This window comes from Streptomyces sp. NPDC002232 (assembly GCF_042890295.1).
GTDB lineage: Bacteria > Actinomycetota > Actinomycetes > Streptomycetales > Streptomycetaceae > Streptomyces.
The window spans coordinates 1,185,639-1,199,632 of record NZ_JBIARV010000001.1 but is presented as its reverse complement, the minus strand read 5'-3'; the positions used below and the strand labels follow the sequence as shown (position 1 = coordinate 1,199,632).

12 protein-coding genes are annotated in these 13,994 nt (G+C 75.0%); all 12 read left to right on the top strand.

The features are described from left to right. Positions 1–8 precede the first annotated feature (8 nt). Complete coding sequence (locus tag ACFYXU_RS05520; RefSeq protein WP_329851276.1) at positions 9–191, top strand: DUF1272 domain-containing protein; 183 nt, start codon at positions 9–11, stop codon at positions 189–191. A 32-nt stretch (positions 192–223) separates the two neighbouring features. Then, positions 224–550, top strand: coding sequence for a hypothetical protein (locus ACFYXU_RS05515; RefSeq protein WP_389456565.1), 327 nt, complete (start codon positions 224–226; stop codon positions 548–550). Positions 551–716: 166 nt separating this feature from the next. Continuing rightward, on the top strand, positions 717–1,139 hold the full coding sequence (locus ACFYXU_RS05510; protein WP_389456563.1) for a hypothetical protein: 423 nt from the start codon (positions 717–719) through the stop codon (positions 1,137–1,139). 787 nt (positions 1,140–1,926) lie between these two features. Then, positions 1,927–2,718 carry a TIGR03084 family metal-binding protein gene (locus ACFYXU_RS05505; protein WP_376507379.1) on the top strand — a complete coding sequence of 264 codons (792 nt, stop codon included), beginning with the start codon at positions 1,927–1,929 and terminating at the stop codon, positions 2,716–2,718. Further along, positions 2,715–4,562, top strand: a complete 1,848-nt coding sequence (locus ACFYXU_RS05500) for an acyclic terpene utilization AtuA family protein (RefSeq protein ID WP_389456561.1) — start codon at positions 2,715–2,717, stop codon at positions 4,560–4,562. The genes ACFYXU_RS05505 and ACFYXU_RS05500 overlap by 4 nt, the downstream gene beginning before the upstream one ends. Continuing rightward, complete coding sequence (locus ACFYXU_RS05495; protein ID WP_376638920.1) at positions 4,559–6,157, top strand: acyl-CoA carboxylase subunit beta; 1,599 nt, start codon at positions 4,559–4,561, stop codon at positions 6,155–6,157. Before ACFYXU_RS05500 ends, ACFYXU_RS05495 begins: the two co-directional genes overlap by 4 nt. Positions 6,158–6,164: 7 nt before the next feature. Next, a complete protein-coding gene (locus ACFYXU_RS05490) occupies positions 6,165–8,069 on the top strand; it encodes an acetyl/propionyl/methylcrotonyl-CoA carboxylase subunit alpha (RefSeq protein WP_389456559.1) in 1,905 nt (634 codons plus the stop codon). Beyond that, on the top strand, positions 8,066–9,199 hold the full coding sequence (locus ACFYXU_RS05485; RefSeq protein WP_361393024.1) for an acyl-CoA dehydrogenase family protein: 1,134 nt from the start codon (positions 8,066–8,068) through the stop codon (positions 9,197–9,199). Before ACFYXU_RS05490 ends, ACFYXU_RS05485 begins: the two co-directional genes overlap by 4 nt. Positions 9,200–9,327: 128 nt before the next feature. Further along, positions 9,328–10,905, top strand: coding sequence for an AMP-binding protein (locus ACFYXU_RS05480; protein WP_389456556.1), 1,578 nt, complete (start codon positions 9,328–9,330; stop codon positions 10,903–10,905). Next, entirely contained in the window at positions 10,902–11,630 is a 729-nt protein-coding gene (locus ACFYXU_RS05475; protein WP_389456554.1) for an enoyl-CoA hydratase family protein, read from the top strand. Before ACFYXU_RS05480 ends, ACFYXU_RS05475 begins: the two co-directional genes overlap by 4 nt. Next, positions 11,618–12,217, top strand: coding sequence for a TetR/AcrR family transcriptional regulator (locus tag ACFYXU_RS05470; RefSeq protein WP_329851265.1), 600 nt, complete (start codon positions 11,618–11,620; stop codon positions 12,215–12,217). The genes ACFYXU_RS05475 and ACFYXU_RS05470 overlap by 13 nt, the downstream gene beginning before the upstream one ends. Before the next feature lie 677 nt (positions 12,218–12,894). Further along, positions 12,895–13,935, top strand: coding sequence for an isopenicillin N synthase family dioxygenase (locus ACFYXU_RS05465; protein ID WP_389456552.1), 1,041 nt, complete (start codon positions 12,895–12,897; stop codon positions 13,933–13,935). Positions 13,936–13,994: the final 59 nt, after the last annotated feature.

Here is a 13,994-nt window from a genome sequence, read left to right as displayed (position 1 = left end):
AGCCGACCATGGCCCTGGAGATGCGAGACCGGTGCGAGCGCTGCGGGACGGCGGCCCTGGCCGTGGACGGGCCCGCGCGGATCTGCACGTACGAGTGCACCTTCTGCGTGCCCTGCGCCGACGCCATGGAGGACGTCTGCCCCAACTGCGGCGGCGAACTGGTGGCGCGCCCCCGGCGCGCCCGCGCCTAGGGGTGCGCGGGGGGAACCGTGCGCTGGGCCTGGTGTGCGCGGCCGTCCTGCTGGGCGGCTGCTCGTCGTCCGAGCCCGACGGGACGAGGGCGCAGTGGCGGGAGTACTGCGCCCGGCTGGGGGCCTGGCAGGAGGCGAGGAACTCCGTGGACACCCTCCGGGAGGCGCCCGGCGGGGCCGAAGCGCTCGCCCAGGCCGTGATGTCCGCCGCCAGCGTGCTCGACCGGACACGGCGGGACCAGGACAGCGTCCACGTCCTCGGCGACACCGCCTCCGCCGTCACGGAAGCGGACCTGGTGGCCGAGGGGCGCGTCGTGTCCTCCTGCGACCGGGCCGGTTTCGAGACGCTCGTGAGGTAGGTCGGTAGATCGGTAGATCGGTAGGCCGGTGGCCGGTGGCCGGTGGGTCGGCGGGGCGCAGGGGTCGGGTCGGTGGGCGTCGGGGCTCCGGCGCGCGGGTTGGTGGAGGGGTGGCCGAGGGGGGTCTATACACTCAACGTATACACCGTGCGTATAGTCAGGGCGCATGGCACCGTCCGCACCCACGCCCCTCGGCCCCCGGCTCCTCAAGGCCGTCATCGTCTCCACGCTCGGAGTCGCCGCCGCGCACCTGATCCTGTCCGACACGCTCTATCTGTCGTTCGCCGGTCAGGCGGCCTCGTCGCTGGGAGCGGGGCCGGGCTACTCGGCGGACCAGGCGTTCACGACGGCGCTGATCAACACGTTCCTGGTCATGCCCCTGGTCCTGTGGATCGGGATGCTCGTCAGCGGGGAGCGGCGCGTGGGGCCGATGGTGCTCGTGGGGACGATCGCCTGGGTCACGGCCGTCGGGAACGGCATCGATGTGATCGACGACGCCCCCGACGCGATCCTCCCGATCCGGTCCCTGGCCCTCGTGGTCGTGGTGACGGCCCTGGGGTCCCTGATCCGGAGGAAGAAGCGGGGCTGACCGGCGCCCGCGCCCGCGTCGATGTTGCCCCGCCGAGCCGGTGCCCCGCGTGGCCGTCTGCGGCCGGGGGCGTGCGACGGTCGGGGCCCGGGCCTCAGGCGCCCGCCCGCTACGCGCTTCCGTGCGGCGGCCCGCCTCTCGCGCTTCGCCCCCGCCTGGGCCCGCGCCCGTGCGCCCGACGCTGCGCCCCGCGCCCGTGCGCCCGACGGGGCTGCGCCCCGCGCCCGCAGTGCCCGCGCCGCCCGTGATGGGCCTTCGCCCCCGCGTGCCTATGCCGCCCGCTGCGGGCCCGTCGCCACGCCCGTGTGGGCAATCGTCCCGCTGGGCGGGACGGGTGGGCACACGGGACGGCGCCCTTTCGCGGCGCCTCCGCGTCCTGTGCCTGGACCCGCACCGCCCGGGTGCCGTCACCGGTGGTGCGGGTCGGGGCGCGGGGGCCTCTGGCGCCGGCAAGGGCGCCGTCCGTTGTGCCCACCCGTTCCGCCCCTTGCGGAACGCCTGCCCACAACGGGGTCCGGCATGGGCGCGGGCCACAGTGGCGGGGCGCCAGCTCCGGGCCCGGCCAGCGCCTGCCCGGGGCGGGCCAACGCCCGGGCAGGCGCCCGCAACGGCGGGGCGCGAGCCCCAACGGGTCGGCGTGGGCGGGCCCGCAACGCGCCCGCAGGGACCCGCGCACGCGCCTCGCAGGCGCGAGAAAGTAAAGCAAGCACGCTTGATTGTTTCTGGGGGCGCTGGCATGCTCCTCCGCGAAGGCCCGTGACCGCCCGTCCCCCGAGGGGAGCGCACCGTGTCCGACCCCGTCGTCGTCCTCGACGACCTGCGTGACGAGAGTGCAGAACTCGACCGTCTCGTAGCAGAGTTGAGCGAGGAGCAGTGGGGCACGGCGACCCCCGCGCCCGGCTGGACCCTCGCCCACCAGATCGCCCACCTCGCCTGGACCGACCGGGCCGCCCTCCTCGCCGCCACCGACGCGCAGGCCTTCGCCGCCGAGACGGAGAAGGCACTCGCCGCGCCCGACCGCTTCGTCGACGAGGGCGCCGAGGAGGGCGCGAAGCTGCCGCCCGCCGAGCTCCTCGCCCGCTGGCGCACCGGCCGGGAGCTGCTTCAGGAGGCCCTGCGCGCGGTCCCGCCCGGCGTCAGGTTCCCCTGGTACGGGCCGCCGATGAGCGCCCAGGCCATGGCCACCGCCCGGCTGATGGAGACCTGGGCGCACGGCCAGGACGTCGCCGACGCGCTGCACGCCGTCCGGCCGCCCACGGCCCGGCTCCGGCACGTCGCCTGGATCGGCCACCGCGCCCGCGACTACGCGTTCCTCGTCCGGGGCGTCCCGGCGCCCGCCGAGCCCTTCCGGGTCGAACTCGACGCCCCCGACGGCACCTTGTGGACGTACGGCCCCGAGGACGCCGCCCAGCGGGTCACCGGGCCCGCCCTCGACTTCTGCCTCCTCGTCACCCAGCGCGTCCACCGGGACGACACGGCCCTGGTCGCCGAGGGCGCGGACGCCGAGCGCTGGCTCGGCATCGCCCAGGCCTTCGCGGGCCCGGCGGGCGCGGGCCGCGCCCCCGAGGGGGACCGGTGACCCTCCGCATCGGCAACGCCTCCGGCTTCTACGGCGACCGGTTCGACGCCGTCCGCGAGATGCTCACCGGCGGCGAGCTCGACGTCCTCACCGGGGACTACCTCGCCGAGCTGACCATGCTCATCCTCGGCCGCGACCAGCTCAAGGACCCGGCCGCCGGATACGCCAAGACCTTCCTGCGGCAGATGGAGGAGGGCCTCGGCCTCGCCCACGAGCGCGGGGTCCGGATCGTCACGAACGCGGGCGGCCTGAACCCCGCCGGTCTCGCCGACGCCCTGCGCGCCCTCGCCGCGAAGCTCGGCCTGCCGACCCGGATCGCCCACGTGGAGGGCGACCGGCTGCCCGCCCGGGACGGCGCCCTCGCCGCCAACGCCTACCTCGGCGGCGCCGGCATCGCGGCCTGCCTCGCCGCCGGCGCCGAGGTCGTCGTCACCGGCCGGGTCACCGACGCGGCCCTCGTCACCGGGCCCGCGCAGTGGCACTTCGGCTGGGGCCCGGAGGCGTACGACGAGCTGGCGGGCGCGGTCGTCGCCGGGCACGTCCTGGAGTGCGGCACCCAGGCCACCGGCGGGAACTACGCCTTCTTCCGGGGCCATGACGTGCGCCGCCCCGGCTTCCCCGTCGCCGAGCTGCACGCCGACGGCAGCGCGGTCGTCACCAAGCACCCCGGCACCGGCGGCGTCGTCGACACCGGCACGGTCACCGCACAGCTGCTCTACGAGACCGCGGGCGCCCGCTACGCCGGGCCCGACGTGACCGCCCGGCTCGACACCGTCCGCCTCACCCAGGAGGGCCCCGACCGGGTCCGGATCGACGGCGTACGGGGAGAGGCCCCGCCCCCGACCCTCAAGGTCGGCCTCAGCAGGCTCGGCGGCTTCCGCAACGAGGTCGTCTTCGTCCTCACCGGCCTCGACGTCGAGGCCAAGGCGGCGCTGGTCCGGGAGCAGGTCCACGAGGCCCTGGCGAAGAACCCGCCCGACACGGTCCGCTGGGACCTCGCCCGCACCGACCGCCCCGACGCCCCCACCGAGGAGACCGCGAGCGCCCTGCTGCGCCTGGTCGTCCGCGACCGGGACCCGGAGCGGGTCGGCCGCGCCGTCACGGGCGCGGCGATCGAGCTGGCGCTGGCGAGCTACCCCGGCTTCCACGTCACCGCGCCGCCCGGCAAGGGCGCCCCGTACGGCGTCTTCGAGACGGCGTACGCACCGGCCGGCGAGGTCCCGCACACGGCGGTCCTCCCCGACGGGACCCGCCGGGAGCTCGCCCCGCCCGTGCGGACCCGCGCCCTGGAACCCGTACCGGACCCGGAGCTTCCGCCGCCGCTGCCCGCAGGGCCGACCCGGCGGGTACCGCTCGGCCGGATCGCCGGGGCGCGCAGCGGGGACAAGGGCGGTGACGCCAACGTCGGCGTGTGGGTGCGCACGGAGGAGGAGTGGCGCTGGCTGGCGCACGCGCTCACGGTGGAGCGGATCGTGGAGCTCCTGCCCGAGGCCGCCGGTCTGACCGTCACCCGGCACCTGCTCCCGCGGCTGCGCGCGGTGAACTTCACGATCGCCGGGATCCTCGGGGAGGGCGTCGCCTCGCAGGCCCGCTTCGACCCGCAGGCCAAGGCCCTCGGCGAATGGCTCCGCTCCCGCCACTTGGACGTCCCGACGTCCCTGCTGCCGGACACCGACCCCACCCCGGCCCCGCCGGACATCCGGTCCGTCAACGCCCCGCCCGACACCGACCCGACCCCGGCCCCACCGGACGCCGTCCCCGACCCCGCCTCATCCGCTCCCGGGCCCGCCTCCATCCCGTCCACCCCCACCCCGCCCACCCCCGCCCCGGAGGAACTCCCGTGACCGTCCTCGCCTCCGCCCTCGACACCGGCGGGTCCGACCACGCCTCCCACCGCGCGGCCATGCTGGAGAAGCTTGCCGCGCTCGACGCCGAGCACGCCAAGGCCCTCGCCGGCGGCGGCGAGAAGTACACCGACCGCCACCACCGGCGCGGCAAGCTCCTCGCCCGCGAGCGCGTCGAGCTGCTCGTGGACCCCGACAGCCCGTTCCTGGAGCTGTCACCGCTCGCGGCCTGGGGCAGCGACTACACCGTGGGCGCCTCGCTCGTCACCGGCATCGGGGTCGTGGAGGGCGTGGAGTGCCTGATCACCGCCAACGACCCGACGGTGCGCGGCGGCGCCTCCAACCCGTGGACGCTGAAGAAGGCGCTGCGGGCCAACGAGATCGCGTTCGCCAACCGGCTGCCCGTCATCTCGCTCGTCGAGTCCGGCGGCGCCGACCTGCCCTCGCAGAAGGAGATCTTCATCCCGGGCGGCGCGCTCTTCCGCGACCTCACCCGGCTGTCCGCCGCCGGGATCCCCACCGTCGCCGTGGTGTTCGGGAACTCGACGGCGGGCGGCGCGTACGTCCCCGGCATGTCCGACCACGCCGTGATGATCAGGGAGCGTTCGAAGGTCTTCCTCGGCGGCCCGCCGCTGGTGAAGATGGCGACGGGGGAGGAGAGCGACGACGAGTCCCTCGGCGGCGCCGAGATGCACGCGCGGACCTCGGGGCTCGCCGACCACTACGCCGTCGACGAGGCCGACGCGATCCGCCAGGCCCGCCGGATCGTCGCCCGTCTCAACCACCGCAAGCACCACGCCGACCCGGGGCCCGCCGCGCCGCCGAAGTACGACCCGGAGGAGCTGCTCGGGATCGTTCCCGGCGACCTGAAGACCCCGTTCGACCCGCGCGAGGTGATCGCCCGGATCGTCGACGGCTCGGACTTCGACGAGTTCAAGCCGCTGTACGGGACCTCGCTGACCACGGGCTGGGCCCGGCTGCACGGCTATCCGGTCGGCATCCTCGCCAACGCGCAGGGCGTCCTCTTCTCCGCCGAGTCGCAGAAGGCCGCCCAGTTCATCCAGCTCGCCAACCAGCGGGACGTCCCGCTGCTGTTCCTCCACAACACCACCGGCTACATGGTCGGCAGGGAGTACGAGCAGGGCGGCATCATCAAGCACGGCGCCATGATGATCAACGCGGTGGCGAACTCGAAGGTCCCCCACCTCTCCGTCCTCATGGGCGCCTCCTACGGCGCCGGGCACTACGGCATGTGCGGCCGGGCCTACGACCCGCGGTTCCTCTTCGCCTGGCCGAGCGCCAAGTCCGCCGTCATGGGGCCGCAGCAGCTCGCCGGCGTCCTGTCGATCGTGGCCCGCGCGAGCGCCGCCGCGAAGGGGCAGCCGTACGACGACGAGGCCGACGCCGGGCTGCGCGCCCTGGTGGAGGCGCAGATCGAGTCCGAGTCGCTGCCCATGTTCCTGTCGGGGCGGCTCTACGACGACGGCGTCATCGACCCCCGCGACACCCGCACGGTCCTCGGGCTGTGCCTCTCCGCGATCCACACGGCACCGGTCGAGGGCGCGCGCGGCGGCTTCGGCGTCTTCCGAATGTGAGGCACTGATGATTCTGACCGTACTGGTCGCGAACCGGGGCGAGATCGCCTGCCGGGTCTTCCGCACCTGCCGCGAGCTGGGCATCTCCACCGTCGCCGTGTACTCCGACGCGGACGCGGACGCGCTGCACGTCCGGGAGGCCGACGCGGCGGTACGGCTGCCGGGGGCGGCGCCCTCGGAGACGTATCTGCGCGGCGACCTGGTGGTGGCGGCGGCCCTCGCGGCGGGCGCCGACGCCGTCCACCCCGGCTACGGCTTCCTCTCCGAGAACGCCGACTTCGCGCGCGCCGTGACCGACGCGGGCCTGGTCTGGATCGGCCCGCCGCCCGAGGCGATCGAGGCGATGGCGTCGAAGACCCGCGCGAAGGAGCTCCTCGGCCTTCCGCCGCTGCGCGCGGCGGACGTCACCGCGGCCGATCTGCCCGTCCTGGTGAAGGCGGCGGCGGGCGGCGGCGGCCGAGGCATGCGGATCGTACGCGAACTGGAAGCACTGGAAGGGGAGTTGCGGGCGGCGTCGGCGGAGGCGGCGAGCGCGTTCGGCGACGGCGAGGTGTTCGTCGAGCCGTACGTGGAGAACGGCCGGCACGTCGAGGTGCAGCTCCTGTGCGACGCGCACGGCACGGTCTGGGCGCTCGGCACCCGGGACTGCTCCCTCCAGCGCCGCCACCAGAAGGTGATCGAGGAGGCCCCGGCGCCCGGCCTCCCGGCCGCGCTGGAGGCGAGCCTCCTCGACACGGCCGTCCGGGCCGCGAAGTCCGTCGGCTACGTCGGCGCGGGCACGGTCGAGTTCCTCGTCGCCGACGGCCCCGAAGGTCCCGGCTCCGCCCCCCGGGTCCACTTCCTGGAGATGAACACCCGCCTCCAGGTCGAGCATCCGGTCACCGAGGAGGTGTACGGCGTCGACCTCGTCGCCCTCCAACTGGCCGTCGCCGAGGGCCGCGCCCTGTCGCCCGAGCCCCCGGCGCGCCGGGGCCACGCGGTCGAGGCCCGGCTCTACGCCGAGGACCCGGCGCGGGACTGGGCCCCGCAGACGGGCGTCCTGCACCGCTTCGAGACGCCCGCCGGGGTGCGCGTGGACACCGGGTACGCCTCCGGGGACGCGATCGGCGTCCACTACGACCCGATGCTCGCGAAGGTGATCGTCCACGCCGGGACCCGCGAGGAGGCGCTCCGCAAGCTGGCCCACACCCTGGAGCGGGCCGTCGTGCACGGTCCGGCCACCAACCGGGGCCTGCTGGTCGCCTCGCTGAGGCACCCCGAGTTCGCCGGGCCGGACGCTCTCGACACGGGCTTCTATGACCGGAACCTGGCCGCGCTGACCGCGCCCGCGCCGGGCGGGGAGTACGCGGCGGTGGCCGCCGCCCTGGCCGGGGCGTCCGCCGCCACGGGCCGGTTCGGCGGCGGCTGGCGCAATGTGCGCTCGCGGGACGAGACGAGGACGTACGGCGGCCACGAGGTCCGCTACCGGCCGGCCAGGGACGGCGGGTACGAGGTCACGTCCCCGCAGGGCGTGCGGGTGGTGGCGGCGGCGCCGGACCGCGTGAGCCTGGAACTCGCGGGCGTGGTGCGGCACTTCGAGGTCACCGCGTACGAGGACACGGTCCACGCCGGGGCCCACCGTCTCACCGTCCGGCCCCGCTTCACCGACCCCGCCGATCTCCAGGAGCCCGGCTCCCTGCTCGCCCCGATGCCCGGCACCGTCGTCCGGGTCGCGGACGGCCTCGCCGTCGGCGACCGGGTCACCGCCGGACAGCCGCTGCTCTGGCTGGAGGCCATGAAGATGGAGCACCGCGTCATCGCCCCCGCCTCCGGCACGCTCACCGCGCTCCACGCCGTCCCCGGCCGCCAGGTCGAGGTCGGAGCCCTGCTCGCCGTCGTACAGACCGAAGCACAGGAGGAAGTCCCCGCATGAGCACCCTCATCGAGACCGAAGAGCTCACCGCGCTCCGCGCCGCCGTCTCCGCGCTGGGGCACCGGCACGGCCCCGGCTTCGACCGGGCCGCGCTGTGGGCGGAGGCCGGCAAGCTCGGCTATCTGGGTGTGAACCTCCCGGAGGAGTACGGCGGCGGGGGCGGCGGCATGGCCGAGCTGTCGGTCGTCCTGGAGGAGGCGGGCGCGGCCGGGGCTCCGCTGCTCATGATGGTCGTGTCGCCCGCGATCTGCGGCACGGTCATCGCCCGCTTCGGCACGGAGGAGCAGAAGCGGGCCTGGCTGCCGGGTCTCGCGGACGGGTCGAGGACGATGGCGTTCGGGATCACGGAGCCGGACGCGGGCTCCAACTCGCACCGCATCACCACGACCGCGACCCGCACCGAGGAGGGCTGGGTCCTGAACGGCCGGAAGGTGTTCGTCTCGGGCGTGGACATCGCCGACGCGACGCTGATCGTGGGCCGCACCTCGGACGCCCGCACGGGCAGCCTCAAGCCGTGCCTCTTCGTCGTTCCGCGCGACACGCCGGGCTTCGGGCGGCGGCACATCGAGATGGAACTCGACGCGAACGAGAAGCAGTTCGAGCTGACCCTCGACGACGTGCACCTGCCCTTCGAGGCGCTGGTGGGCGACGAGGACGCGGGTCTGCTGCAACTGTTCGCGGGGCTGAACCCCGAGCGGATCATGACGGCTGCCTTCGCGATCGGCATGGGCCGGTACGCGCTCGCGCAGGCGGTGCGGTATGCGAAGGAGCGCCAGGTCTGGAAGGCCCCGATCGGCGCCCACCAGGCCATCGCGCACCCCCTCGCCCAGGCCCACATCGAGCTCGAACTGGCCCGGCTGATGATGGCGAAGGCCGCGCACCTCTACGACGCGGGCGACGACATGGGTGCGGGCGAGGCCGCGAACATGGCGAAGTACGCGGCGGCGGAGGCCTGCGTGAAGGCCGTCGACACCTCGGTCCACACCCTGGGCGGCAACGGCCTCACGAAGGAGTTCGGCCTCGCGCGGCTGGTCACGGCGGCCCGGGTGGCCCGGATCGCGCCGGTCAGCCGGGAGATGATCCTGAACTACGTCTCCCACCAGACCCTGGGCCTGCCCAAGTCGTACTGACGGGACCGGGGCGGCCTAGCCCGCCCCGCCCGGAGGTCAGGTGGAGTCCGGGCCCGACGAGGTCTCCCCGAGTACCGCCCTCCGCAGTGATCCTGGCGACCACCTTCCACCTCCCCAGGGGGCAACGCATGGTGTTCCACAGCCCGTACGAGCCCGTTCCCGCCGTCTCCCTCCCCATCCACGACGCCGTCCTCGGGCGGGCCGCCGAGTGGGGTGACGCGCCCGCCCTGATCGACGGCGCCGGGGACCTCGCCCTCACCCACGGACAGGTCGACGCCTTCCACCGGCGCGTCGCCGCCGGGCTCGCCGGGGCCGGGGTGCGGAAGGGCGACGTGCTCGCCCTGCACAGCCCCAACACCGTGCTGTTCCCGGTCGCGTTCTACGCCGCCACCCGCGCCGGCGCGGCCGTGACCACCGTCCATCCCCTCGCGACGCCCGAGGAGTTCGCCCGGCAGCTGCGGGACTCGTCCGCGCGGTGGATCGTGACCGTGTCGCCGCTGCTCGCCGCCGCCCGCGCGGCGGCCGAACTCGCCGGCGGGATCGAGGAGATCTTCGTCTGCGACCGGGCCGGGGACGGCGAGGGCGTCCGGTCGCTCCAGGACTTCCTCGGCTGCACCGACCCCGTGCCGGAGATCGACGTCGACCCCGACCGGGACGTGGCCGCCCTCCCGTACTCCTCCGGCACCACCGGGATCCCCAAGGGCGTCATGCTCACCCACGCCTCCATCGCCACCAACCTCGCGCAGCTGGAGCCCGTCGTGCCGATGGGTCCCGGTGACCGGATCCTCGCGGTCCTCCCGTTCTTCCACATCTACGGGCTCACGGCCCTGATGAACGCCCCCCTCCGGTCCGGCGCCACCGTCGTCGTCCTGCCCCGCTTCGAGCTCGACGCCTTCCTCGGCGCCATCCAGAAGCACCGGATCAACGGCCTGTACGTGGCCCCGCCGATCGTCCTCGCCCTCGCCAAGCATCCGCTCGTCGCCGACTACGACCTGTCCTCCCTGGAGTACATCGTCAGCGCCGCCGCGCCCCTCGACGCCGCGCTCGCCGCGGCCTGTTCGGCGCGGCTCGGGCTCCCGCCGGTCAGCCAGGCGTACGGCATGACGGAACTGTCCCCGGGCACCCACGTCGTCCCGCTCGACGCCCCCGCGCCGCCGCCCGGCACCGTCGGCCGGCTGCTGCCCTCCACCGAGATGCGGATCCTGTCCCTCGACGACCCCGCGCGGGACGCCGCCCCCGGCGAGGAGGGCGAGATCGCCATCCGGGGGCCGCAGGTCATGAAGGGCTACCTCGGGCGCCCCGACGCCACCGCCGCCATGATCGACGCCGACGGCTGGGTGCACACCGGCGACGTCGGCCGCGTCGACGAGGACGGCTGGCTCTTCGTCGTCGACCGCGTCAAGGAACTCATCAAGTACAAGGGCTTCCAGGTCGCCCCCGCCGAGCTGGAGGCCCTCCTCCTCACCCACGAGGGGATCGCGGACGCCGCCGTCATCGGCGTGACCGACGCCGACGGCACCGAGATCCCCAAGGCCTTCGTCGTCCGGCGGCCCACCGCGCCCGGCCTCACCGCCGAGGAGGTCGTCGCGCACGTCGCCGCGCGCGTCTCGCCGTACAAGAAGGTCCGCAGCGTGGAGTTCATCGACACCGTCCCCCGGGCAGCTTCCGGGAAGATCCTCCGAAGGGAACTGAGGGAGCGCGCATGAGCCTGGTCGACGTCACCGAGGAGCGGGGCATCGCCACCCTCGCCCTGAACTCCCCGGCCACCCGGAACGCGCTCTCCGCGCCGCTCGTCACCGAGCTCGCCGACGCGCTCACCGCCTGCGGCAAGGACGCCTCGGTCCGCGCGGTCGTCCTCGGCCACACCGGCTCCACGTTCAGCGCGGGTGCCGATCTGAAGGCCCCGCCCAGCCCGTACGCCTTCGTCGACCTGCTCCGGCAGATCGTCGAGCTGCCGAAACCGGTCGTCGCCCACGTCGGCCCCGGCAGCCGCACCCGCGCCGGCGGTCTCGGCCTGCTCGGCGCCGCCGACGTGGTGGTCGCGGGGGAGGGCGCCGACTTCGCCCTCACCGAGGTACGGATCGGGGTCGCGCCCGCCGTCGTCTCCCTCACGCTGCTGCCCCGGCTGGAACCGCGCGCGGCGGCCCGGTACTACCTGACGGGCGAGCGGTTCGGCGTCCCCGAGGCCGTCGCCATGGGCCTCGTGACGGCCGGGGACGAGGAGCTGCCCGCCGTCCTCGACGCCCTCCGCGCCGCCTCCCCGCAGGGCCTGCGCGAGTCGAAACGGCTGGTCACCGCTAAAGTCCTGGAGACCTTCGAACGCGACGCGGAGGACCTGGTGCAGAGGTCGGCCACGCTCTTCGCCTCCCCCGAGGCGCGCGAGGGGATGACGGCCTTCCTCGAACGACGGGACCCCGCATGGCGGCTCTGACCGCGCCCAAGCCCGACCGGAACCCCAAGCAGGACCGGAGCCGCGCCACCCGGCAGCGGCTCCTGGAGGCCGCCGTGTCCTGCCTGGCCGAGCACGGCTGGGCGGGCTCCACGGTCTCGGTCGTCGCCGAGCGGGCCGGGGTCTCCCGGGGCGCCGCCCAGCACCACTTCCCCACCCGCGAGGACCTGTTCACCGCCGCCGTCGAGTACGTCGCGGAGGAGCGCTCGCAGGCCCTCCGGGCGGTCCGCACGGACGACCGCGAGCAGGCCGTCGCCGCCCTCGTCGGCCTCTACACCGGGCCCCTCTTCCGGGCCGCGCTCCACCTGTGGGTCGCGGCCTCCGGCGAGGAGCAGCTCCGCGAGCGGGTCACCGAGCTGGAGGCCCGCGTCGGGCGCGAGTCCCACCGCATCGCCGTCGAGGTCCTGGGCGCCGACGAGTCCCGCCCGGGCGTCCGCGAGACCGTCCAAGGCCTCCTGGACATGGCCCGCGGCCTGGGCCTCGCGACCCTCCTGACGGACGACCGCGCCCGCCGGGAACGGGTGGTGGCCCAGTGGGCGCGACTGGTGAACGAGACACTGAGCGAGTAGCCCGGCGTCCGGCCGCTCGGCGACGCCGCCGAGGCGGCCGAGGCGGCCGACGGCTCCCGGCTCCGGTCCGGCGTACAGCCACGGCGTACGGCCCCGGCGCCGATTCCGCCCGGTGCCCGGCCGCGACCGGCATCCGGGGCTCCGGCCCGGCGCACAGTCACGGCGTACGGCCCCGGCGCCGATTCCGCCCGGTGCCCGGCCGCGACCGGCATCCGGGGCTCCGGCCCGGCGTACAGCCACGGCGTACAGCCCCTGCCCCGATTCCGCCCCGTGCCCGGCCGCGACCGGCATCCGCCGCCGTGTGCATTCTCCTGCCCCGCCGCCCCCCGGCCGGAAGCCTCGCGCGCTCGCGCCGCGCACGGCGGCGATCTTCGCGCGCACCCGCCCTCCGGCGGGACTCCGGCGTGACTTCGAGCCAACCCGGGCCGGACGTGACCGGGGCCACAGCCGCCCGGTCCCCGTCGCAGTACGCTGACTCCATGCTCCTGCTCGTACGCCGTCGCCACGTGGACTTCGTCCGCGTCACGAGCATGAGCTGTCGCCGCTCCGCCTGACCTTCCGGGGTACCACTCCACACCCCTGCGGTCCCTCGTCCGAGCCCCAGCCGACCGGCACCCGTGGCCCCCGCCCCACCCTTGGCGGCCGCCCCGGGCACCCGTACACCCGCGGATGCACCCATGACGAACAGCTCGTACCCCTCGCAGCTCCCGATCGTCGACCTCTCGGCGGCCGACCGGGACCTCCAGGCCCGGAGGCTGCTCCACGCGCAGCTCCACTCGGCCGCCCACGACGTGGGTTTCTTCCAGCTCATCGGGCACGGCATCTCCGAGGCCGAGACCCAGGCCCTGACCTCGGCCATGCACGCCTTCTTCGCCCTGCCCGAGGCCGACCGGCTCGCCCTCGACAACATCAACTCGCCGCACTTCCGCGGCTACACGCGCATCGGCGACGAGCGCACCGCGGGCGCCCGCGACTGGCGCGACCAGCTCGACATCGGCGCCGAGCGCCCCGTGCGCGAGCCCGCGCCCTGGGAAGCCCCCTACTGGTGGCTCGAAGGCCCCAACCAGTGGCCGGCCGCCCTCCCGGAGCTCCGCGCGGCCGCCCTGCACTGGATCGACCGCCTCAGCGGCGTCGCCGAGCGGCTGCTGCACGAGCTGCTCGCCTCCATCGGCGCGCCCGCGGACTTCTACGACGACATCTTCGGCCCGCGCGCCCACCCGCACCTCAAGCTGGTGCGCTACCCGGGCAGCAGCGGCGAGGGCGACGACCAGGGCGTCGGCGCGCACAAGGACTACGGCTTCCTCACCCTGCTGCTCCAGGACCAGGTCGGCGGGCTCCAGGTGCAGCGCGAGGACGGGGACTTCCACGACGTGCCGCCGCTGCCGGGCGCCTTCGTGGTGAACCTGGGCGAGCTCCTGGAGGTCGCCACGAACGGCTACCTGGTCGCCACGAACCACCGGGTGGTCTCGCCGCCCGGAGCGACGGAACGATTCTCCGTGCCGTTCTTCTACAACCCGCGCCTCGACGCCCGGATCGCGCCGCTGGAGTTCCCCTTCGCGGACCGCGCGCCCGGCGTCACGACCGACCCGGCCAACCCGCTGTTCGCCGAGTACGGCCGCAACGAGCTCAAGGGCAAGCTGCGCGCCCATCCGCTGACGACGGCACGCCACCACGCGGACCTGCTGCTCGCCCAGGACGAGCAGGCGCAGCTGGTCTAGCGACCGGCCCGGACGCGCCGGTGGCGCCTGGCGGGGCTGTGCGGGCCCGCCAGGCGCCA